Origin of the sequence: Thioclava marina (genome assembly GCF_002020135.1) — a bacterium.
Classification (GTDB): Bacteria; Pseudomonadota; Alphaproteobacteria; order Rhodobacterales; family Rhodobacteraceae; genus Thioclava; species Thioclava marina.
The window spans coordinates 1,035,551-1,055,337 of record NZ_MPZS01000001.1 but is presented as its reverse complement, the minus strand read 5'-3'; the positions used below and the strand labels follow the sequence as shown (position 1 = coordinate 1,055,337).

The window sequence follows — 19,787 nt, the reverse complement described above, 5'->3', positions numbered from 1 at the left end:
AAAAGATGAAAAAAAGGCCGGGGTGTTGCTCCGGCCTTTTGGTTTTGAGGGTGGGCTAGGGCGCGCCAGTTTCCGCAAATGAAAAAGGGCGACCCAAGGGCCGCCCTCTCAATGATATCTCAGCCCCGATCACTTGACGGGGTTGCGGTAGATCACGCGCCGCACCGAGCCGGTCTTCGAGCGCATCAGCATCGTCTCGGATTCGATATAGGTCGGCTCGCGCTTCACGCCTTTCACGATCGAGCCGTTCGTCACGCCGGTCGCGGCGAAGATCACGTCCGAGCGGACCATCTCGTCGCGGGTATAGACCTTGTCGAAATCGGTGATTCCGGCCTTCTTCGCGCGGCCTCGCTCGTCGTCGTTGCGGAACAAGAGCTTACCCCACATCTGACCGCCCATGCATTTGAGCGCCGAGGCTGCCAGCACGCCCTCGGGCGCGCCGCCCGAACCCATATACATGTCGATGCCGGTGAAATCGGGCTCGGCGCAATGGATCACGCCCGCCACGTCGCCATCGGTGATCAGGCGGATCTTCGCGCCGGTCTCACGCACCTCGGCGATCATCGCTTCGTGACGCGGACGGTCGAGGATGCACACAGCGATATCCTTTGTGTTGACGCCCTGCGCCTTGGCCAGCGCCACGACGCGCTCGGTCGGGGTCATGTCGAGGGACACGATATCCGTTTCGTAGCCCGGGCCGATGGCGAGCTTTTCCATGTAGACGTCAGGGGCGTGCAGCATCGTGCCGCGCGGCGCCATCGCGATGACGGTCAGCGCGTTGGGCATGTCCTTTGCAGTCAGCGTGGTGCCTTCGAGCGGATCGAGTGCGATATCGACCTCGGGGCCCACGCCCTGGCCGACCTCTTCGCCGATATAGAGCATGGGGGCTTCGTCGCGCTCGCCCTCGCCAATGACCACCGTGCCCCGGATCTCGAGTTTGTTGAGCTGATCGCGCATCGCGTTCACCGCCGCCTGGTCGGCGGCCTTCTCGTCACCGCGTCCGATCAGGTCGGCGGAGGCATGGGCCGCGGCTTCCGAAACACGGGCAAGGCCCAGCGAAAGCATGCGGTCGTTGAAATCACTCGGAGGGGTCATCTGTTTCTTCCTGTCTGCCATGGGGCGTTACGGGCCGGGCTCAGGTAAATCCTTTAGGACAGGGAAGGGCAACCCTGTGAACGCTAACGCCGCGCAGCTTGGGGCTCGGTGGGGCTATGACAGACCACACAGAGCTTGTTGCCGTCGGGATCGCGGAAATATGCGCCGTAATAATCGGGGTGATAGTGCGGTCGCAGTCCCGGCGCGCCCTCATCCGACCCGCCCATCTCCAGGACCATCGCATGGATTGCATCGACAGTGGCGCGGTCTGGGGCGTCGAAGGCCACCATGGGCCCGTTGCCGGGCGCGGGTGCATCGCCGTCGAAGGGGCGCGTGATGAAGAAGATCGGCCGGCTGCCGTCCGAGGCGGTCCAGCCCGCCCAATGCTTGTCGGGTTCGGCAAAGCGCAGCCGCAGCCCGAGCCGCTCCATCACGGGGGCATAGAAGGCGAGCGCGCGCTCGTAATCCGCGATGCCCAGCGAGATATGGCTGAGCATCGCCACCGGATCAGACTTCCTCGATGCGGATCGCGACCGGCTCGCCCTCGACCACGCGGGTCGCGGGCAGGGCCTCGATCGCGGCGTCGATCGCGTCGCGGGTGGTCTTGTGCGTGACGATCAGCACCGGGGCCGAGGTGTCGGCATGGCCGTATTGGCGCATCCGGCTGATCGAGACGCCTGCCTCGCCCAGCACGGTCGCGACCTTGGCCAGCGCGCCGGGTTTGTCCGCCAGCTGAAGGCGCAGGTAGTAGGGTGCGGCAATCGCGGTCACGGCAGGCGTGGGCGTCGCAAGGCTGGTGGCGGGCTGCCCGAAAACCGGCAGGCGCATTCCGCGCGCGAGATCCATCACGTCGCCCATCACGGCCGAGGCGGTCGGGCCTTCGCCCGCGCCCGCGCCGCGCAGCACGATCTGGCCCACCGAGTCGCCTTCGAGCACGACCATGTTCGTCCCGCCCGAGAGCTGACCTAGGGGCGAGCTCGACGGCACGAGGCAGGGCGTCATGCGCTGCTCCAGCCCGCGGCCAGTCATTTGCGCCACGCCCAGCAGCTTGATCTTGTAGCCCATGTCGCCCGCGCGGCGGATATCGTCGATCGAGATCCGCCCGATCCCTTCAAGCACCACGTCGTCGAAGCTGACCTGCGTGCCGAAAGCGATGGCGGCGAGGATCGCGAGCTTGTGGCCCGCGTCGATGCCGCCCACGTCGAGGTTGGGATCGGCCTCGAGATAGCCCAGCTGACGGGCCTCCTCAAAGACCGTGTCATAGGGCAGGCCCGCATCCTCCATCCGCGTCAGGATGTAGTTGCAGGTGCCGTTCATCACGCCCATCACGCGGCGGATCCCGTTGCCCGCAAGGCCTTCGGTCAGCGATTTGATGACGGGTATGCCGCCTGCGACCGCCGCCTCGTAGCGGATCGTGCGGCCAAGGCTTTCGGCGAGTTCCGCCAGCGCCTGCCCGTGATGGGCCAGCAGCGCCTTGTTCGCCGTCACCACATCCTTGCCCGCCTTGAGCGCGGCTTCGGTCGCCTCTTTCGCGGCGCCCTCATGGCCGCCCATCAGCTCGACGAAAACATCCACATCCTCGCGCGTGGCCAGCGTCACCGGATCGGTTTCCCAGGCGTATTCGGAGAGATCCGCATCGCGGTTCTTCGTGCGATCGCGCGCCGAGACGGCGGTGATCGTAACCGGGCGGCCCGAGCGCGCGGCCAGCATCGCGGCATGGCGCTGGACGATTTTCACCACGCCGATGCCCACGGTGCCAAGACCCGCGATGCCAAGGCGCAGGGGCTGAGCAGTATCGGTGGCGCGGGACATGGGTGACCTCATGATCGGATGATTTTCGCCCTGTTAGCGGGAAAGCGGTCTTGGCGCAACGCGGCGCAACGCGTCACGGGGACGTTGTGGCGCTTTGATCGGCGCGCAGCATGTCCGCGCGGGCCTTGAGCGCCGCCGCGCGGGCCTCGAGATCGGGCGCGGGATCGGGGCTCAGGGGCTGGTCGTCGAGGATCTGATCGAGCGGCAGCAGCGCGGGATAATCCTCGCTCGAATGCTTCGAGCAGGCGGTGAGCATGGCCAGCGAGGCAATCAGGGCAAGCGCGCGCATCGGGTCTCCTTATCGACGCGCCCAAACTATTGCGCGCCGCCCCGCTTTGCCAGAGCCGAATGCGCGTGTTTGGGGTTTGATATTGAACGGTTGTTCAGTTAGCGTCGAGCCATGGCACGCAAGACCGGTTCACATTCCGAGATCACTGGCCCGAAGATCCGCGCCGAGGCGCAACGGCTCTTCGCGCGCCACGGTTTTGCCGCGGTCTCGATGCGCCAGATTGCTGCGGCGGTGGGGGTGCAGGCGGGCGCGCTCTACCTCTATACGTCCGACAAGGAAGCGCTGCTTTTCGATCTCCTCAAGAGCCACATGGACGACCTGATTGCCGCCTGGCGCGCGGAGGCGCCCGAAGGGGCGGACGCGCTGGCGCGGCTGGAACGGTTCGTGCGCTTTCATATTCGCTTCAACCTCGAACGCGCCGAGGTGGTGTTCCTGAGCTACATGGAGCTGCGCAATCTCTCGGAGGAGAATTTCGCGAAGATTGAAGGGCTTCGGAAGACCTATGAGACCGAGCTGGAAGAAATCCTCAAGGCGGGGCAGGCGGAAGCGGTATTCCTGATCCCCGACACCAAGCTAGCCACGATGGCGATCATCGCGATGCTGACCGGCGTGAATACCTGGTTCCGCGAGGGTGGGCGCCTGAGCCGCGCGATGGTGGCCGACATCTACTGGGACATGGTGCGCAAGGCGGTGGGGGCCTGAGCGCAAAAGGAAAGGGCGACTGACGCCGCCCTTTGATGGTCCCAGCCGTTGGGCAAGGTCATCTGTGTTGAACGAGCCTCACTGTTCAGGCGTGATCACCATCGCTGGTGCTTTCGGTTTGTCGAAAGTCAGGCTGTGCAAGCCGGCATAGCCTTCCCAGCCGTTCTGGAAGTACAGGTCGCCGCCGACGTTCCAGTGGTCTCCAAGCAATCCACCCGTTCCGAAGAAGCCGTGGCTGCCATAGCCAAGACCGAGTTCGGCCATCCCGTCATCCTGACCCGCGACGCCGGTCAGCTTGATCTTGCCCTGAACCGGGCCGGGGCCGAAGCCGAGATGCAGCGACAGCTTCGCGCCCTTCACATCGCCATCGGGGTCGATCCGGTAGTTCATCGCGCCCACGACACCCTCAAGACCGCTGGCATGCGGGCCGAAGGTCCAGTTCAGGCCGACAAACCCCTTCGTGTCGGTCTTGGATTTCACCGTCACATCCTGAGCGGTCGCCGCCCCGGCCGCGCAGACGATCGCGGCCACCAAGATGAGTTTACGCATTTCTACTCCCTCCACACGTTGCGAATATTCGCTAGGAGAGTGCCGCGTCACACATCATTTCACAATGATCCATGTCATCGCCTGCGGTTTTCCGCAGGCGAAATTTCAGTTGCGCAATGCAGCCAACGCCTCGGTCAGATCGAGCGCCCCGTCGTAGATTGCACGGCCCGAGATCGCACCTGCGATCACGCCGGTGTCGCGCAGCGCGATGAGATCGGGCAGCGAGGACACGCCCCCCGAGGCGATCACCGGGATCTCGACTGCGCGCGCCAGCGCCTCGGTCGCCTCGATATTCGGGCCGGTCATCGCGCCGTCGCGCATGATGTCGGTGTAGATGATCGCGGCAACGCCCGCGTCCTCGAAGGACTTCGCCAGGTCGGTGACCATTACGTCGGTCTCTTCCGCCCAGCCCTTCGTGGCGACGCGGCCGCCCCGCGCGTCGATCCCCACCGCTACCTTGCCCGGAAACGCTTTCGCCGCCTCGCGCACCAGATCGGGGTTCTCGACCGCGACGGTCCCGAGGATCACCCGCGCCAACCCCTTGTCGAGCCAGCGTTCGATCGTCGCCATGTCACGGATGCCGCCGCCGAGCTGCGCGGGCACCTTGATCCGCGCAAGGATCGCCTCGACCGCCGCCGCGTTCACCGGCTCGCCCGCGAAGGCGCCGTTCAGATCGACCAGATGCACCCATTCGCAGCCCGCCGCCTCGAACTTGGCCGCCTGCGCAGCCGGGTCGTCACCGAAGACCGTGGCCTTGTCCATCTCGCCATGCAGCAGACGCACGCATTGGCCATCCTTGAGGTCGATTGCGGGGTAGAGGATCATCGGGGCACTCCTGAGCTGTCGCGATGCCTCTTGCCATGGCCTTCGGAAATTTCCAAGCCTTACGCGGACGTCACGTCAGTCTTGCCGGGAATCGCTCTTGCGTGGCCTGATGCTGACAGCAGGCAAAAGGGAGGAGATTTGCCATGAAGACTTTGATGATCGCCGCAGCGGGTATCGCACTCAGCGTCGGCGCGGCGTTCGCCGACCCGATCGAGGGGATGTGGAAGACCCAACCTGACGACGGTTCCTATGCATATGTGCAGATCGCTCCTTGCGGTGCGGCTTTCTGCGGCACGATCGTGAAAACCTTCAAGTCCGGTGGCGAATACAAATCGCCCAATATCGGCAAGCAACTGGTGATCGGCATGGCGCCCAAGGGCGGCGGCAAATACGAAGGCAAGGTCTGGCGCCCGTCGAACAACAAGATCTATCTCGGCAAGGTCACTGTGAACGGCAATGCAATGGCGCTGGCCGGTTGCGTGGCCGGTGGCCTGTTCTGCAAGTCGCAGGACTGGCAGCGGGTGAAGTGATCACTCGGGAATGAGATCGGCATAGGCGAAGCCGTCGCGCAAGACGGTTTCGCCGACCCGCACCGGGATCGGGGCTTTGAAGATCGGCCCGGCGCTGACCGCCGTGTGAAACTCGCCATTCTCGCCACAGGGATCGACGCCTTCGGGCAGATCGGTGAGCAGGCTTTCATCGAAACGCCGCCCCGCGAAGCTCGGATCGAGCTTGCCCGGGTCCACCGTCACCAGATGCGTGACGAAGCCTGCCGCGATCATCTCGCGCGCAAGCTGATCCGTGGGGCGCTGCCAAAGCGGGAAGATGGCTTCGACGCCCAGCGGTTTCAGTTTTTCAATTCGGAAATTGCGCACGTCCTCAAGGAACAGGTCGCCAAAGACCATCGTCTCGACGCCAAGCGCTTTCACCCGGTCCATCGCCGCCGCCATCCGCGCCTCGTAAACGTCGTTCGAGCAGGGCCAGGGCAGCGGCACCTCGATCAGCGGCAAACCCGCCGCCTCGGCCTGAGCGCGCAGCAGCGCATTGCGCGTGCCGTGCATCGCGACCCGGTCGAAAGCCTCGTTGGTCGTGGACAGCAGAGCCACCACATCCGCGTGGCCCTCGCTCCGGCAGGCATGTAGCGCCATCGCGCAATCCTTGCCCGACGACCATGACAGGACCGCCCTCGGCGTCATCAGGGTTTCCAGCCGAGGAAATTCGCGATCAGCCGCAGGCCGGTTGCTTGGGATTTCTCGGGGTGGAACTGCGTGCCGACGATGTTGTCGCGCCCGACGATCGCTGTGATATCGCCGCCGTAATCGACATGCGCGAGACGATGCTCGGGCTCGGCCACCTTGAAATGGTAGCTATGCACGAAATAGGCGTGATCGCCCGTCGAAATGCCGTCGAGCACCGGGTGCTCATGGTCGATCACCAGATCGTTCCAGCCCATATGCGGCACCTTCATCGCAGGGTCCGAGGGCTCGATCCTAACCACTTCGCCGGGGATCCAGCCGAAGCCTTCGGTTTCCTCGAACTCGAGCCCGCGCGTGGCCAGCATCTGCATCCCGATGCAGATCCCGAGGAAGGGGCGGCCCTTGATGGTTACCGCTTCCTCGATCGCTTGCGCCATGCCCTCGAACCGGTGCAGCGCGGCGTTGCAGGACGGGTAAGCCCCGTCGCCCGGCAACACGATCCTATCGGCGCGCGCCACAACGTCCGGCTCGGACGTCACGACGATCGTGCCGTGCCCGGTCTCGTTCGCCATGCGCTGAAGCGCTTTCTCGGCCGAGTGGAGGTTGCCCGAGTCGTAATCAACCAATGCCGTGAGCATCAAAGCGCCCCTTTGGTCGAGGGCAGCACATCGCCCATGCGCGGGTCGGTCTCGACCGCCATGCGCAGCGCGCGGGCCACCGATTTGAACGCGGCCTCGGCGATGTGGTGGCTGTTGAAGCCATGGACGCGGTCGATGTGGAGCGTGATCCCGCCATTGGTGGCGAGCGCCTGGAAGAACTCGCGCACCAGTTCAGTGTCGAAGGTGCCGATCTTCGGGGTGGGCATGTCGCAATTCCACACGAAGAAGGGGCGCGCCGAGAGATCGAGCGCGCATTGCACCTGCGTATCATCCATCGCCAGCGCGAAATGGCCGTAGCGGCGGATGCCGCGCTTGTCGCCAAGCGCCTTCACCAATGCCTGACCAAGTGCGATCCCGGTATCCTCGACCGTGTGGTGGTCGTCGATATGCAGATCCCCCTCGGCGCGGATGGTCATGTCGATCAGCGAATGCCGCGCGAGCTGGTCGAGCATATGGTCGAAGAAACCCACGCCCGTCTTGTTGTCATACTGACCGGTGCCGTCGAGATTGATCTCGACGGTGATATCGGTCTCGGCGGTCTTGCGGCTGATCGTGGCCTTGCGCATCGGGCGCCTCCTTGAAACTCACCGCCTTATAGGCCGGGGCAGGGGGCGCGCTCAAGCGGCGTGGTGCGAAAGGCGGGGCAATGCGGCGGAAAAGTCGATGGGGCTCCGGATAAAATCGCTGCGGATTTTGAGGGTGGCCCGGTGTGACCAACACCGGGCGGCGCCCGACCTCCCGCCGGGAGGGCGCTTTTGCGCTGTCGAGCGTGGCTCGTGCGTTCGGTGGGGTGGATGGATAAACCGCTTTATGAGAGCGCGTGGTGCTGCGCCCACCCGAGGTCGGGCGCCGCCCTCGCGTCTGGCCGATGAAATGGTTTGTGCGAGCCCGGAAAAGACAAAGGCCTTCCCGAGGGAAGGCCTTTTGTATTGGAGCGGGCGATGAGATTCGAACTCACGACCCTTACCTTGGCAAGGTAATGCTCTACCCCTGAGCTACGCCCGCATCCGAGTGGTCTTGCGACCGAGGGTCCGAACTGGAGCGGGCGATGAGATTCGAACTCACGACCCTTACCTTGGCAAGGTAATGCTCTACCCCTGAGCTACGCCCGCGCTGCCGGTTCGGTGGAGGCGGATTTAGGGGATCGCGCCGGGGGCTGCAAGAGGAAATTTCATCCCCGAGGCCAAAATTCGCTCTGGTCTTGGCGCAAGGGACTTGGGCGCGTGGCGCGGATCACGAACGGCCCGCGCAAAGGGGCGCAAGCAGGGTGCAAAGATCCCCGGCGGCTGCGCTGATTTGCGATTCGTCGAAACCGGCATAACCGAAGAGAAGCCCCTGCGGTGGATCGGGCAGCACCGAATGGCTCGAGAGCGCGCGCAGCGTCAGCCCCGCTTCGGCCGCCCTGCGAGAGATTTCGCTGTCGGTAATGCGCGCGGCCAATGTGGGGCGCAGCCCAATGCACAAATGCATCCCCGAAGGGTCGGGCGCGAGGTCGAGGCAATCCGACAGAGGGGCCAGCGCGTCCAGAAGATGCGCCTGTCTGCGCGCATAGGTCCGCCGCATCCGGCGCAGATGGGTCGCGAATTCGCCGCTGGCCATGAAGGCGGCGAGCGCGGGCTGGGGAACCAGCGAGGCGCGCGAGCCGGTAACTGCGAGGGTCGCGCGCAGCTTTGAGATCAGCGCCTCGGGAACGACAAGATAGCCGATCCGCAGCGCCGGGCTGAGCAATTTCGAGAAGCTGCCCATGTAGATCACGCGCTGCAACCCATCGAGCCCGGCCAGCGCGGGCAGCGGCTGGCCCTGATAACGGAACTCGCTGTCGTAATCATCCTCGACGATCAGCGCCGAAACCCTGTGCGCCCAGTCGAGCAGCGCGAGCCGCCGCGCAAGCGGCATCGCAACCCCGGTCGGATAATGGCGCGAGGGCGTGACGTTCACGGCCGCGCAGTCCTGCGGCAGGCGCGCGGGATCGAGCCCCTCGCCATCGACCCGCAACGCCACGGGGGTGATCCCGATTCCGCGCAAGGTGTGTTCAAGCGTCGCCCAGCCGGGGTCCTCGATCGCCATGGATGCGCCGTGAGGCAGTAACGCGCGCCCGATCAGGTCGAACCCGTCTCCTGCGCCGCTGGTGATCAGCACCTGATCGGGCGTGCAATCGAGCCCGCGCCACGCCGACAGATGGCTTGCGATCGCCGCGCGCAGGGCGGGCCAGCCGAAACTGTCGGGTCGGTCGAGGAGTGCCGGGTCGGGTTGGCGCCAGGCCCGGTCGAGGTGGCGCGCCCAGATCCGGTGCGGAAAAAGAGACTGGTCGGGCAGGCCGGGCTGGAAAGGACGCCATGGGCGCGGCGGCTCGGGCGTCTTGCGCGGGCCGGGGGTTGGGGGCGCGAGATGGGGCAATTCGCCTGCGACATAGGTGCCGCCGCCCTGCCTCGTGACGAGGTAGCCTTCCGCGACAAGCTGGTCATAGGCGGTGGTCACTGTCATCCGCGAGACCGACAGTTCCTCGGCCAGAACGCGGCTCGCGGGCAAACGTAGGCCCGCGGCCTCGGGGGCTGCGCGCAACAACTCGCGCAGGCCGTCGGTCAGCTGTGCATGGAGGGGCCGCGCGCCCCTGCGTTCGAGGCAGAGCGCGAACAGGGCTGCGTTAAAATTGGCATGAACTTTTTTGTTAATATTGGACATGTTTATCAATCCAATATCGCGCTACCCGCAGGCTGACAAGATTTCTCCGCGGAGCCAGACCATGACCGACACCCTCCCCGTCACTGAAAGAAGCCGCCTGCGTCGCCTGCACGAGCGCGGCCATTTCGACCGCGACACGATCAACGCGATCCTCGACGCCCAGCCGATGTGCCATGTCGGGTATGTCATGGAGGGCAGGCCCTACGTGACCCCGACCCTGCAATGGCGCGAGGGCAACCATGTCTATTGGCACGGCTCCTCGGCGAGCCGCGCGCTGCGCGCGCAGAAGGAGGCCGAAGTATGCCTGACGGTCTCGATCCTTGACGGGTTCGTTCTCGCGCGCTCGGGGATGCACCATTCGCTCAACACCCGCTCGGTGATGCTCTTCGGGACCGCCTTCAAGGTGGAAGACCCCGAGGAGAAACTCACCAAGCTCGGAAATTTCGTGAACCAACTCTACCCGGGCCGCTACGAGACGCTGCGCCCCGATCACGCGCAGGATCTGAAGGCGACAACGGTGATGGGAATGGAGATTTCCGAAGGGGCGGCGAAGCTCCGCGCCGGCGGACCCAAGGACGAGGACGAGGATTACGCGCTCCCGATCTGGGCGGGCGAGATCCCGGTGCGCATGGTGGTGGGGGAGCCGATCCCCGATCCGCGCAATCTCGAGGGCGTCGAGATGCCCGATCACGTGCGCGACTTCCGCTATCTCTGATCTGCGCGAAAGCTGCGCCTCGCAGCGGCTGATTCCCGGAAAACCGCCCGCGCGCAAACGGGCGGTTTTTTTCGATTCGCGCATTACCGATCATAATCGAAGATCACAAACGCGTGATGTTGGTGGCCGAAAGCCTCCCGAAAGACCCCCGATTTCGAGGAAAAATCAACGAAATTTACCAATGTTCACGGGGCTTTCACGTGGTAACGCGTGCTGCGGCGCGATCCCTCACAGTCTTGTTTTATGGTTGTTACACGCGCAGACTAAGCCCCGTAGCGTGGACGCTCCGCGAGAGGGCTCCAGATCGAGAAAAATCCGTGAATCCCGCTACAAACTGGGAGGAAGACATGAAGAATTTCGCATTGGGTGCGGCGCTTGCGTCCGCGACTCTGGCCGCGCCTTTCACCGCGCAGGCCGCAACCGAGATCCAGTTCTGGCACGCCTTCACGGGCCGCCTTGGTGAACTGGTCGATCAGCAGGTCAAGGACTTCAACGCCAGCCAGAGCGATTACGAGGTCGTTGCGACCCACAAGGGCAACTACTCGGAAACGCTCAATGCCGGGATCGCGGCCTTCCGTGCAGGCGAGCAGCCCGACGTCCTGATGGTGTTCGAGGTCGGCACCGCGACGATGATGGCCGCCAAGGGCGCGATCAAGCCGGTCTATCAGGTGATGGCCGATGCCGGCGTGCCGTTCAATCCCGACGATTATATCGGCGCGGTGAAGGGGTATTACACCACCACCGACGGTCAGATGCTGTCGCTGCCCTTCAACTCCTCGACCCCGGTTCTCTGGGTCAACCGCGACATGCTCGACGCGGCGGGCGTGGCCAAGGATGCCCCGCTGACCACCTGGGACGACGTGGGCAAGGTGCTTGACCAGCTGAAGGCCTCGGGCGTCGACTGCCCGATGACCACCGCCTGGCAGAGCTGGATCCAGCTCGAGAACCTCTCCGCCTATCACAACGTCCCCTTCGCGAGCCAGGAGAACGGTTTCGCCGGGCTCGACACGCAGCTCGAGTTCAACGGTCCCGTGCAGGTCAAGCACATCCAGACGCTGGGTGACTGGGCCAAGAAGGGCGAGTTCATCTACAAGGGCCGCCGCAACGAAGGTGGCGCCGATTTCCGCGCCGGCACCTGCGCGCTCTTCACCGAGAGCTCGGCCGGCTACGCGGGCATCAAGTCCGAAGCCAAGTTCAACTTCGAGGTTCACCCGCTGCCCTATTGGGGTGATGTCGCGGGCGCGCCGCAGAACACCATCATCGGGGGCGCCTCCCTTTGGGTGATGTCGGGCAAGGATGACAGCCATTACAAGGGTGTGGCCGAATTCCTGAACTACCTCTCCTCGCCTGAAGTGCAGGCGAAATGGCACCAGGACACGGGTTATCTGCCGATCACCAAGGCCGCGGCCGATCTGACCCGCGAGCAGGGTTTCTATGACGCGAACCCCGGCACCGATATCGCCGTGAAACAGATGACCGCGAACGCGCCGACGGCGAATTCGAAGGGCATCCGTCTGGGCAATTTCGACCAGATCCGCGGCATCATCGACGAGGAACTGGAGGCCGTCTGGTCGGGTGACAAAACCGCCCAGGAGGCACTCGACAACGCGGTGGAGCGTGGCAACCAGCTGCTGCGCCGCTTCGAGCAGGCCAATCGCTAACCCAATCCAGACCGCGGGCGGGTAAGACCTGCCCGCGGTTTTCCTATTCGAAGACCCCGGACCCCCCATGGAAAAACGCGTCACCTTCAAGGGCTGGCTCTTGCCGATGCTGCTCATTGCCCCGCAGCTGATCATCTCGGCGGTGTTCTTCTTCTACCCGGCGGGCGAGGCGGTCTGGCAGTCGCTGTTCATTCCCGACCCGTTCGGCCTGTCGATGCAGTATGTGGGGCTGGGGAATTTCGAATATCTCTTCTCCGATCCCTATTACCGGGCCTCGTTCCTGACGACGGCGGTGTTCTCGACGCTGGTCACTTTGGTTTCTATGGTGCCGGCGTTGTTCCTCGCGGTGTTGGCCGACCGGCTGGTGAAAGGCGCGGGGACCTATCGCACGCTGCTGATCTGGCCCTATGCGGTCGCGCCTGCGGTGGCGGGGGTTCTGTGGCTCTTCATGTTCAACACCCGCATCGGCGTGGTGGCCTTCTACCTCAACCAGCTGGGCTACGACTGGAACCACGTCCTGAACCAGCGAGAGGCGATGGGGCTTGTCGTCGTGGCTTCGTCCTGGGGGCGGATCAGCTACAACTTCCTGTTCTATTTCGCCGCCCTGCAAGCGGTGCCGAAATCGGTGATCGAGGCGGCGGCGATTGATGGGGCGCATTTCTGGCGGCGCTTCTTCACCATCGTCCTGCCGCTCCTGTCGCCGACGACCTTCTTCCTGCTGGTCGTGAACATCGTCTACGCCTTCTTCGAGACCTTCGGGGTGATCCACACGATTACCTCCGGCGGTCCGCAACAGGCCACGACGATCCTCGTCTACAAGGTCTATGCCGACGGCTTCGTGGGTCAGGATCTGGGCAGCTCGGCGGCGCAATCGGTGGTGCTGCTCGTGGTGGTCGGGATCCTGACGGTGCTGCAATTCAAGTTCGTCGAGAAGCGGGTGCACTACTGATGGCTGACAATCGCTTTGAGCCGCCCCCCGGAATGGTCGAAAAGCGCGGCTCGGCGCTGTGGCTGACGCATCTTCTGATGATCGTGGGCGTGCTGGTGATCTTCTTTCCGATCTGGCTGGCCTTCGTGGCCTCGACCCATACCCAGTCAGAGATCGCACAGGCGCCGATGCCGGTCCTGCCCGGCTCGCATCTGATCGAGAACTACACGCGCGCGCTGTTTTCGGGCGTCAACGTGCCGGTCGCGACGATGCTGTTCAATTCGATGGTGATGGCGCTTGGGATCGCGCTCGGGAAGATCGCGATCTCGCTGCTGTCGGCCTTCGCGATCGTCTATTTCCGCTTTCCGGGGCGGCGCTTCTTCTTCTGGATGATCTTCCTGACGCTGATGCTGCCGGTCGAGGTGCGCATCGTGCCGACCTATCAGGTGGTCGCGGGCTTCGGCCTGCTGAACTCCTATTCCGGCCTGATCCTGCCACTGATCGCGTCTGCCACGGCAACCTTCCTGTTCCGGCAATTCTTCCTGACCGTGCCCGATGAGCTGGCCGAGGCCGCCCGCGTCGACGGCGCGCGCCCGATGCGCTTCTTCCTCGATATCCTGCTGCCGATGAGTCGCACGAATATCGCGGCGCTTTTCGTGATCCTCTTCATCTATGGCTGGAACCAGTATCTCTGGCCGCTTCTCATCACCACCAATCCCGAGATGAACACGATCGTTATGGGGCTCAAACAGATGTTCCCCTCGGGCGATGATATCGCGGACTGGCCGGTCATCATGGCGACCTCGATCCTCGCGATGGTGCCGCCGGTGATCGTGGTGATCTCGATGCAGAAACTCTTCATTCGCGGCCTCGTGGACAGCGAGAAATAAGGGCAGACAATGGCGACCGTTGAACTCGAAAACATCAAGAAACGTTTCGGCAAGACCGAGGTTCTGCACGGGGTCTCGATCGACATTCGCGACGGCGAATTCATCGTCATCGTCGGCCCCTCGGGCTGCGGGAAATCGACCCTCCTGCGCATGGTCGCGGGGCTGGAGAGCGTGTCGGAAGGCGAGATCTGCATCGGCGGCAATCGCGTGAACGAGCGCGAACCGATGGACCGAGATATCGCGATGGTGTTCCAGAACTACGCGCTCTACCCGCATATGTCGGTGCGCCAGAACATGGGCTACGGCCTGAAGATCGCAGGCATGGCCAAAGCTGAGATCGCGGCCCGCGTCGAGGCGGCGGGCGAACTCTTGCAGCTCACGCCCTATCTCGACCGCAAGCCGCGTGAACTCTCGGGCGGGCAGCGTCAGCGCGTCGCGATGGGCCGGGCCATCGTGCGTGAGCCGGCCGTGTTCCTGTTCGACGAGCCGCTCTCGAACCTCGATGCGAAGCTGCGTGTGCAGATGCGCGTCGAGATCCGCGAATTGCAGCGCAAGCTCGGGATCACCGCGCTTTACGTGACCCACGATCAGGTCGAGGCGATGACGATGGCCGACCGGATGATCGTGATGAATGGCGGCGTGGCCGAGCAGATCGGCACGCCTCTGGAAGTCTACGAGCGCCCCGTGACGGTCTTCGCCGCGCAGTTCATCGGCAGCCCGTCGATGAACATCCTGCCCGCCGAGGTGAAGGGCGGTCAGGTAATTCTGGGTGGCGCTGCGCTGGGCGCGAGCGATCTGCCCGACGGCCCGGTCAGCCTCGGCATCCGGCCCGAGCATCTGCATCCCGACGATGCGGGCGCGCTCACGCTCGAGGTGACGCTGGCCGAGCCTCTGGGCGCGAACACGCTGCTGCACGGCACGCTGAGCGCGACCGGAGAGGCGATGACCGCAGCGCTGCCCGGCGTTCACATGGCGCAGAACGAGGTCGGCCAGATGCGGCTTTCGGTGAAGCCCGAGGACCTGCACCTGTTCGACGCGAAGACCGGCCAGCGGCTGAACTGATCAGCCCGCGCCGAGCTGGCGCGTGACGGCGCGCGCGGCCTTTGTGACCGCCGCGCCGATCTCGGGCAGGCGCGTCTCACCCATCCGCTGCACCGGGCCGGAGACGGAAATCCCGGCCACCGCCTCACCGTGGAAGTTGAAGATCGGGGCGGCGACGCAGCGCATCCCCACGGTGCGCTCCTCATCGTCGATCGCATAACCGCGCGCTTGCACCTCCGCGAGCTGGGCGCGCAGCGTCGCAGCATCACCGATCGTCTTTTCCGTGAACCGCGCGAAGTCATAACCCTCGAGGAACCGCGCCAGCCGCTCGGGCGCGTAACCGCTCAACAGCGCCTTGCCGATTCCGGACGCATGCAGCGGCGCGACCGTTCCCGGCGGGAAGAAGGCGCGGATCGCCTCATGCGTCTCGACCTGCCCGGTGAACAGCACCTGACCCGCGCGCTCCACCCCGAGGTTCGAGGTCTCGCCCGTGACCTGCATCAGCTCCTGCATGAAGGGGCGGGCGCGCTCGAAAACATTTGTGTGGCGCAGGAAGGCCGAGCCGATCCGAAAGGCGGCGGGGCCGATATGCCAGTCCTGCCCCTCGGGGCTGGTCTCGACGAAATCGCGGGCGTGGAGCGTTGCCAGAACCCGGTGCATCGTGGCGGGTGACTGGCCGAGGCCGCGCGCGATCTCGCTCAGGCTCAGCCCCTCGTGGCGTGAGAGCAGGTCGAGCACATCGAGCGCCCGGTTGAGTGCCTGGATCGTGCCCTGGCCCGGTTCGGTATTGAACCCGCGCGGGCGGCCCTTGCGGCGTGCTGTGCTCATCGTTTCGCCTCCCGGACAGAGAAAATCCTTTTTAACACGTATAAAACAAAAATGTATTTCACTGTATGAAAAACGTAACGCCTTGGAGCAGCATCGAAACTTTGGATTTTCTGCACTGCGGCTGCGGCTTTTCGTAAAAATACCCGGTCCCGCCCGCACGTGATACGTCTTGTCCCAGCCAGAGGAGGAGGCGTCATGATCCATCTGAACCCCGTGTTCATTCCGGGCCCGACCAATATTCCCGAAAGCCTGCGCAAGGCCGTCGATATCCCGACGATGGACCATCGCAGCCCCGGCTTCGCCGATATCATCCACCCCGCGCTGGACGGCGTGAAGAAGGTGCTCAAGACCAGGACCGGCGAGGCTTTCGTCTTCCCCGCGACCGGCACGGGTGGCTGGGAGACCGCGATCACCAACACGCTCTCGCCCGGCGACAAGGTTCTTGCCTGTCGCAACGGGATGTTCAGCCATAAATGGATCGACATGTGCCAGCGCTACGGGCTGGTGGTCGAGCAGGTCACGGTGAACTGGGGCGAGGGCATCCCGGTGGACCGCTTCGCCGAGATCCTCGCCGCCGACAAGGGCCACGAGATCAAGGCGGTGCTGGCGACCCATAACGAGACCGCGACCGGCGTGACTTCGGATGTCGCGGGCATCCGGCGCGCGATGGATGCGGCGGGCCACCCGGCGTTGTTCTTCGTGGATGGGGTCAGCTCGATCGGGTCCATGAATTTCCGGATGGATAACTGGGGCGTGGACGTGGCCGTTACCGGCAGTCAGAAGGGCTTCATGCTGCCGCCGGGCCTCGCGATCACCGGGTTCTCGCAAAAGGCGCTCGCCGCCGTTCAGCGCGCGAAACTGCCGCGTTGCTTCTTCGATATTCGCGACATGCAGGCGGGCTACGCGGCCAACGGCTTCCCCTATACGCCGCCCGTGGGGCTGCTGAACGGGCTGAAAGCATCGTGCGACATGCTCTTGGGCGAGGGGCTGGAAAACGTCTTCGCCCGCCATGCCCGCATCGCCGAGGGCGTGCGCCGCGCGGTCTCGGCCTGGGGAATGGAGCTCTGCGCGGTCTCGCCCGATCTCTATTCCAACAGCGTCAGTGCCGTGCGCGCGCCCGAAGGCTTCGACGCGGGCCGGATCGTGGCGCAGGCGCTCAATACCTATGGTGTGGCCTTCGGGGGCGGTCTGGGCGATGTCGCGGGCAAGGTGTTCCGGATCGGGCACCTTGGGTTGATGACCGATGTCATGGCGCTCTCGGGTCTGGCGACCGCCGAGATGGCGATGGCCGATCTGGGGCTGCCGGTAGAGCTGGGCAGCGGCGTTGCCGCCGCGCAGGCGCATTACCGCGAGACGGCCGCGCCTGCACAGAAAGCCGCCGCGTAAGAACGGCTAGCTCCGGGCGCTGGCGAGCCTCCCGATCATCGCCAGCGCCTGGGACATCTGGTCGAGCGAGACGAACTCGTCGGCTTTGTGCGCCTGCTCGATCGAGCCCGGCCCGCAGATCACCGCATCCATCCCGATCGACTGGAACAGTCCGGCTTCGGTGTTGAAGGCGACGCAGCCCGCATGGTTCTGCCCCGTGAGTGCGAAGACCAGATCGCGCGCGGCGTTCTCGTCCATCGGCTCGAGCCCCACCACCTCGCCGATCGTCTCGGTGGAGATTCCGGCCTCGGGCGCGATGGCGCGCATCTCGGGCAGGAGCGTGTCCTCGACGAAACTCGCGATTTCCTCTTTCACGAAGCGCATATCGGCCTCGTTGATCGGGCGTATTTCCCAGTTCAGCTCGGCACGCGGCGCGATAACGTTATGCGAGATCCCGCCGCGCAAGGCGCCCACGTTCAGTGTCGTCGGTGGCGGGTCGAAGCGCGAGCCCTCGGGGCAGCGCTTCACCAGTTCGGCGCGCAGCTCGAAGAGGCGGTTGATGTAGCGCACGGCGTATTCGACCGCGTTGACGCCCTTGTCGGGGGCGGAGCTGTGGCCCGGGCGTCCCTCGAAACGCACGGTATATTCGCAGCAGCCCTTGTTGCCGTCGAAAACCTGCATCGAGGTCGGTTCGCCAATGATGCACAGCGCGGGTTTGACGGGGCGCTTGGCGAGGATCTTCACCAGCTCCTGCGCGCCCAGACAGCCGACCTCCTCGTCATGGGTGAAGGCGAAATGGATCGGGCGGGTCCGTGCGGCCTCGGCCAGCAGATCGAGCGAGCCGAGACAGGCCGCGATGAACCCTTTCATGTCGCAGGCGCCGCGCCCGTAGAGCTTGCCGTCGCGCTCGGTCATGGTGAAGGGATCGCTCGTCCAGTCCTGATCGGTGACCGGCACCACGTCGGAATGGCCCGAGAGCACCAGCCCGCCATCGCGCGCCTCGCCCAGCGTGGCGAAGAGGTTCGCCTTGTGACCGCTTGGGTCCATCATCACCTCGACAGCCGCGCCCGCCGCCTCCAGCCGGTCGGCGATGTAGTGGATGATCGGCAGGTTGGTGTCCGAAGAGACCGACGGAAAGCCGATCAGATCCGAGAGGATCGCGCGGGTGGTGTCGAGCCGCATCGTCAGTCCTTGATGAAGAGCTTGCGCTCGACCTTGCACAGCGGCTCGGCCGGACCGTTCTCGGTAATCAGGATGGTCTCGGTCGTCTCCATCCCCCAGTCGTCCATCCAGAGGCCGGGCATGAAGTGGAAGGTCATGCCGGGTTGCAGGATCGTCTCGTCGGTGTCGCGGATCGACACCGTGTGCTCGCCCCAATCGGGCGGGTAGGAGCAGCCCACCGCATAGCCCGCGCGGTTGGGCCGTTCGATTCCGACTTTCGCGAGTTCGACATTCAGCGCCCGCGCGATATCGCAGGCGCGGTTGCCAGCGCGCGCAACCTCGATCCCGGCATTGAGCCCCTCGGTCAGGGCCTGGCTTGCATCAATCATGTGTTGCGGGGGCTTGCCGAGGAACACGGTCCGGCAGAGCGGCGCGTGATAGCGGCGATAGCAGCCCGATTGCTCGACGAAAGTGGCTTCACCCGCCTTCAACGCTTCACCGTTCCAGGTCAGGTGCGGGGCGGAGGCATCGGGGCCCGAGGGCAGCATCGGCACGATCGCGGGGTAATCGCCCCAGCTGTCTTCCTCGCCCTGCACGGCGGTCTTGTAGAGCTCTCCCACCAGATCGTGCTTGCGCAGCCCCGGCTCGGCCAGCTCCATCGCGCGCGAGATCACCAGTTCGGAGATCCGCGCGGCGCGGCGCATGAAGGCCAGCTCCTCGCCCGACTTGATCAGGCGCTGCCAGTTCACCAGCACGCTCGCGTCGTTCAACTCGGCCTCAGGCAACCCGTCGGTCAGAACGGCATGGGCTTTGGCGGTGTAGAAATAGGTCTCCATCTCGACCCCGATCCGCGCCTTGCCATAGCCCATGATGCGCAGATGCGAGGCGAGGTCTTCCATCGGATGCATCACATCCGACTGCACCATCGCGTCGTTGTAATGGAGGATGTTCTCCTCCTCCATCCAGACGGTGCGGCGTGCGCCATTGGCATCCATGAAGCGGCCCCACCAATAGGGCGCGCCCTCCATCGGCAGGATCACACCCTGATGGGTGTAGAAGGACCAGCCGTCATAACCCGTCAGCCAGAACTGGTTCGAGGGGTTGGTGACGAACAGGATCTCGATCCCGCGTTCGGCCATCGCGGCGCGCACCAATGCGATCCGGCGGTCATATTCGGTCTGGCTGAAAGGGGCGTTGGTGATGGGCATCGGCTTCTCCTGTCGCTTGCGCGCAGGGTGGGACGGGCCTGCGGGGGAGGTCAAGGGCAAAGCCGGATCGAGCATGGCGCGGGGGCGGGCGGGCTGTGCGATGCCGCGCAGCCGCGCCGATTGACAGCGGCGCGCGTCTCTGAAACCCCTGAGAGCGAATTCCCGGAGACCCCCGGAGGCC

The 19,787-nt window shown here is 64.6% G+C and carries 21 protein-coding genes and 2 tRNA genes; 8 read left to right on the top strand and 15 right to left on the bottom strand.

Annotation, left to right across the window (positions count from 1 at the left end; translation table 11 throughout):
- Positions 1-129: 129 nt before the first annotated feature.
- The 4 genes from glpX to BMG00_RS05045 form a co-directional block, all read right to left on the bottom strand.
- Positions 130-1,095 carry a class II fructose-bisphosphatase gene (gene glpX / locus BMG00_RS05060; RefSeq protein WP_078573560.1) on the bottom strand — a complete coding sequence of 322 codons (966 nt, stop codon included), beginning with the start codon at positions 1,093-1,095 and terminating at the stop codon, positions 130-132.
- Between the two features lie 83 nt (positions 1,096-1,178).
- Complete coding sequence (locus BMG00_RS05055; RefSeq protein WP_078573559.1) at positions 1,179-1,592, bottom strand: VOC family protein; 414 nt, start codon at positions 1,590-1,592, stop codon at positions 1,179-1,181.
- Positions 1,593-1,602: 10 nt separating this feature from the next.
- Positions 1,603-2,907: a homoserine dehydrogenase gene (locus BMG00_RS05050; protein WP_078573558.1), complete on the bottom strand. Its 1,305-nt coding sequence runs from the start codon at positions 2,905-2,907 to the stop codon at positions 1,603-1,605.
- 73 nt (positions 2,908-2,980) lie between these two features.
- A complete protein-coding gene (locus BMG00_RS05045) occupies positions 2,981-3,196 on the bottom strand; it encodes a hypothetical protein (RefSeq protein ID WP_078525042.1) in 216 nt (71 codons plus the stop codon).
- Between the two features lie 111 nt (positions 3,197-3,307).
- On the opposite strand from BMG00_RS05045, the gene BMG00_RS05040 reads away from it, so the two are divergent.
- Positions 3,308-3,898, top strand: a complete 591-nt coding sequence (locus BMG00_RS05040; protein ID WP_078525040.1) for a TetR/AcrR family transcriptional regulator — start codon at positions 3,308-3,310, stop codon at positions 3,896-3,898.
- A gap of 78 nt (positions 3,899-3,976) precedes the next feature.
- Here BMG00_RS05040 and BMG00_RS05035 read toward each other — a convergent pair whose 3' ends face one another.
- Positions 3,977-4,447, bottom strand: a complete 471-nt coding sequence (locus BMG00_RS05035; RefSeq protein ID WP_078525038.1) for a hypothetical protein — start codon at positions 4,445-4,447, stop codon at positions 3,977-3,979.
- A gap of 105 nt (positions 4,448-4,552) precedes the next feature.
- Positions 4,553-5,272: a 1-(5-phosphoribosyl)-5-[(5-phosphoribosylamino)methylideneamino]imidazole-4-carboxamide isomerase gene (hisA, locus tag BMG00_RS05030; RefSeq protein WP_078573557.1), complete on the bottom strand. Its 720-nt coding sequence runs from the start codon at positions 5,270-5,272 to the stop codon at positions 4,553-4,555.
- 143 nt (positions 5,273-5,415) lie between these two features.
- Between hisA and BMG00_RS05025 the strand changes: the two genes are divergently transcribed.
- Complete coding sequence (locus BMG00_RS05025; RefSeq protein WP_078525034.1) at positions 5,416-5,802, top strand: DUF2147 domain-containing protein; 387 nt, start codon at positions 5,416-5,418, stop codon at positions 5,800-5,802.
- On the opposite strand, the gene BMG00_RS05020 is transcribed toward BMG00_RS05025, so the two are convergent.
- The 6 genes from BMG00_RS05020 to pdxR all read right to left on the bottom strand — a co-directional run bounded on the left by BMG00_RS05020 (position 5,803) and on the right by pdxR (position 9,809).
- A complete protein-coding gene (locus BMG00_RS05020; protein ID WP_078573556.1) occupies positions 5,803-6,468 on the bottom strand; it encodes a Dph6-related ATP pyrophosphatase in 666 nt (221 codons plus the stop codon).
- Positions 6,468-7,106, bottom strand: coding sequence for an imidazole glycerol phosphate synthase subunit HisH (gene hisH, locus BMG00_RS05015; RefSeq protein WP_078525030.1), 639 nt, complete (start codon positions 7,104-7,106; stop codon positions 6,468-6,470). Before hisH ends, BMG00_RS05020 begins: the two co-directional genes overlap by 1 nt.
- Positions 7,106-7,693 (bottom strand): imidazoleglycerol-phosphate dehydratase HisB, encoded by a 588-nt coding sequence (hisB, locus tag BMG00_RS05010; RefSeq protein WP_078525028.1) that lies wholly within the window; start codon positions 7,691-7,693, stop codon positions 7,106-7,108. Before hisB ends, hisH begins: the two co-directional genes overlap by 1 nt.
- Before the next feature lie 364 nt (positions 7,694-8,057).
- Positions 8,058-8,132, bottom strand: a tRNA-Gly gene (locus BMG00_RS05005).
- Positions 8,133-8,164: 32 nt separating this feature from the next.
- Positions 8,165-8,239: transfer RNA gene (locus tag BMG00_RS05000), tRNA-Gly, on the bottom strand.
- A gap of 121 nt (positions 8,240-8,360) precedes the next feature.
- Positions 8,361-9,809 carry a MocR-like pyridoxine biosynthesis transcription factor PdxR gene (pdxR, locus tag BMG00_RS04995; protein ID WP_078573555.1) on the bottom strand — a complete coding sequence of 483 codons (1,449 nt, stop codon included), beginning with the start codon at positions 9,807-9,809 and terminating at the stop codon, positions 8,361-8,363.
- A 61-nt stretch (positions 9,810-9,870) separates the two neighbouring features.
- Between pdxR and BMG00_RS04990 the strand changes: the two genes are divergently transcribed.
- The 5 genes from BMG00_RS04990 (at position 9,871) to BMG00_RS04970 (ending at position 15,065) form a co-directional block, all read left to right on the top strand.
- Positions 9,871-10,524 (top strand): pyridoxamine 5'-phosphate oxidase family protein, encoded by a 654-nt coding sequence (locus BMG00_RS04990; RefSeq protein ID WP_078573554.1) that lies wholly within the window; start codon positions 9,871-9,873, stop codon positions 10,522-10,524.
- 347 nt (positions 10,525-10,871) lie between these two features.
- A complete protein-coding gene (ugpB, locus tag BMG00_RS04985) occupies positions 10,872-12,185 on the top strand; it encodes a sn-glycerol-3-phosphate ABC transporter substrate-binding protein UgpB (protein WP_078573553.1) in 1,314 nt (437 codons plus the stop codon).
- A 67-nt stretch (positions 12,186-12,252) separates the two neighbouring features.
- The gene (gene ugpA / locus BMG00_RS04980) at positions 12,253-13,134 is read left to right on the top strand and encodes a sn-glycerol-3-phosphate ABC transporter permease UgpA (RefSeq protein WP_078573552.1); all 882 of its coding nucleotides are present in this window, start codon (positions 12,253-12,255) and stop codon (positions 13,132-13,134) included.
- Positions 13,135-13,166: 32 nt separating this feature from the next.
- Positions 13,167-14,003, top strand: a complete 837-nt coding sequence (gene ugpE, locus BMG00_RS04975) for a sn-glycerol-3-phosphate ABC transporter permease UgpE (RefSeq protein ID WP_078527129.1) — start codon at positions 13,167-13,169, stop codon at positions 14,001-14,003.
- A 9-nt stretch (positions 14,004-14,012) separates the two neighbouring features.
- Positions 14,013-15,065: an ABC transporter ATP-binding protein gene (locus tag BMG00_RS04970; RefSeq protein ID WP_078573551.1), complete on the top strand. Its 1,053-nt coding sequence runs from the start codon at positions 14,013-14,015 to the stop codon at positions 15,063-15,065.
- Here the strand turns inward: BMG00_RS04970 and bhcR are convergent, their stop codons facing one another.
- A complete protein-coding gene (bhcR, locus tag BMG00_RS04965; RefSeq protein ID WP_078573550.1) occupies positions 15,066-15,872 on the bottom strand; it encodes an HTH-type transcriptional regulator BhcR in 807 nt (268 codons plus the stop codon). It lies immediately after the preceding gene.
- A gap of 195 nt (positions 15,873-16,067) precedes the next feature.
- Between bhcR and bhcA the strand changes: the two genes are divergently transcribed.
- Positions 16,068-17,258 (top strand): L-aspartate--glyoxylate aminotransferase BhcA, encoded by a 1,191-nt coding sequence (gene bhcA / locus BMG00_RS04960; RefSeq protein WP_078573549.1) that lies wholly within the window; start codon positions 16,068-16,070, stop codon positions 17,256-17,258.
- A gap of 6 nt (positions 17,259-17,264) precedes the next feature.
- Here the strand turns inward: bhcA and argE are convergent, their stop codons facing one another.
- Positions 17,265-18,419 (bottom strand): acetylornithine deacetylase, encoded by a 1,155-nt coding sequence (gene argE / locus BMG00_RS04955; protein ID WP_078573548.1) that lies wholly within the window; start codon positions 18,417-18,419, stop codon positions 17,265-17,267.
- A 2-nt stretch (positions 18,420-18,421) separates the two neighbouring features.
- Entirely contained in the window at positions 18,422-19,606 is a 1,185-nt protein-coding gene (locus BMG00_RS04950) for a M24 family metallopeptidase (RefSeq protein WP_078573547.1), read from the bottom strand.
- Positions 19,607-19,787 lie beyond the last annotated feature (181 nt).

What these genes read in the sequence shown, in the direction of transcription:
- BMG00_RS05020 (WP_078573556.1), bottom strand. Translation starts at nt 6,468, where the DNA reads ATGACGCCGAGGGCGGTCCTGTCATGGTCGTCGGGCAAGGATTGCGCG.
- BMG00_RS05055 (WP_078573559.1), bottom strand. Translation starts at nt 1,592, where the DNA reads ATGCTCAGCCATATCTCGCTGGGCATCGCGGATTACGAGCGCGCGCTC.
- BMG00_RS05025 (WP_078525034.1), top strand. Translation starts at nt 5,416, where the DNA reads ATGAAGACTTTGATGATCGCCGCAGCGGGTATCGCACTCAGCGTCGGC.
- BMG00_RS05050 (WP_078573558.1), bottom strand. Translation starts at nt 2,907, where the DNA reads ATGTCCCGCGCCACCGATACTGCTCAGCCCCTGCGCCTTGGCATCGCG.
- bhcR (WP_078573550.1), bottom strand. Translation starts at nt 15,872, where the DNA reads ATGAGCACAGCACGCCGCAAGGGCCGCCCGCGCGGGTTCAATACCGAA.
- BMG00_RS05045 (WP_078525042.1), bottom strand. Translation starts at nt 3,196, where the DNA reads ATGCGCGCGCTTGCCCTGATTGCCTCGCTGGCCATGCTCACCGCCTGC.
- BMG00_RS04970 (WP_078573551.1), top strand. Translation starts at nt 14,013, where the DNA reads ATGGCGACCGTTGAACTCGAAAACATCAAGAAACGTTTCGGCAAGACC.
- BMG00_RS04990 (WP_078573554.1), top strand. Translation starts at nt 9,871, where the DNA reads ATGACCGACACCCTCCCCGTCACTGAAAGAAGCCGCCTGCGTCGCCTG.
- glpX (WP_078573560.1), bottom strand. Translation starts at nt 1,095, where the DNA reads ATGACCCCTCCGAGTGATTTCAACGACCGCATGCTTTCGCTGGGCCTT.
- hisB (WP_078525028.1), bottom strand. Translation starts at nt 7,693, where the DNA reads ATGCGCAAGGCCACGATCAGCCGCAAGACCGCCGAGACCGATATCACC.
- BMG00_RS04950 (WP_078573547.1), bottom strand. Translation starts at nt 19,606, where the DNA reads ATGCCCATCACCAACGCCCCTTTCAGCCAGACCGAATATGACCGCCGG.
- hisA (WP_078573557.1), bottom strand. Translation starts at nt 5,272, where the DNA reads ATGATCCTCTACCCCGCAATCGACCTCAAGGATGGCCAATGCGTGCGT.
- BMG00_RS05035 (WP_078525038.1), bottom strand. Translation starts at nt 4,447, where the DNA reads ATGCGTAAACTCATCTTGGTGGCCGCGATCGTCTGCGCGGCCGGGGCG.
- bhcA (WP_078573549.1), top strand. Translation starts at nt 16,068, where the DNA reads ATGATCCATCTGAACCCCGTGTTCATTCCGGGCCCGACCAATATTCCC.
- ugpB (WP_078573553.1), top strand. Translation starts at nt 10,872, where the DNA reads ATGAAGAATTTCGCATTGGGTGCGGCGCTTGCGTCCGCGACTCTGGCC.
- hisH (WP_078525030.1), bottom strand. Translation starts at nt 7,106, where the DNA reads ATGCTCACGGCATTGGTTGATTACGACTCGGGCAACCTCCACTCGGCC.
- BMG00_RS05040 (WP_078525040.1), top strand. Translation starts at nt 3,308, where the DNA reads ATGGCACGCAAGACCGGTTCACATTCCGAGATCACTGGCCCGAAGATC.
- ugpE (WP_078527129.1), top strand. Translation starts at nt 13,167, where the DNA reads ATGGTCGAAAAGCGCGGCTCGGCGCTGTGGCTGACGCATCTTCTGATG.
- argE (WP_078573548.1), bottom strand. Translation starts at nt 18,419, where the DNA reads ATGCGGCTCGACACCACCCGCGCGATCCTCTCGGATCTGATCGGCTTT.
- ugpA (WP_078573552.1), top strand. Translation starts at nt 12,253, where the DNA reads ATGGAAAAACGCGTCACCTTCAAGGGCTGGCTCTTGCCGATGCTGCTC.
- pdxR (WP_078573555.1), bottom strand. Translation starts at nt 9,809, where the DNA reads ATGTCCAATATTAACAAAAAAGTTCATGCCAATTTTAACGCAGCCCTG.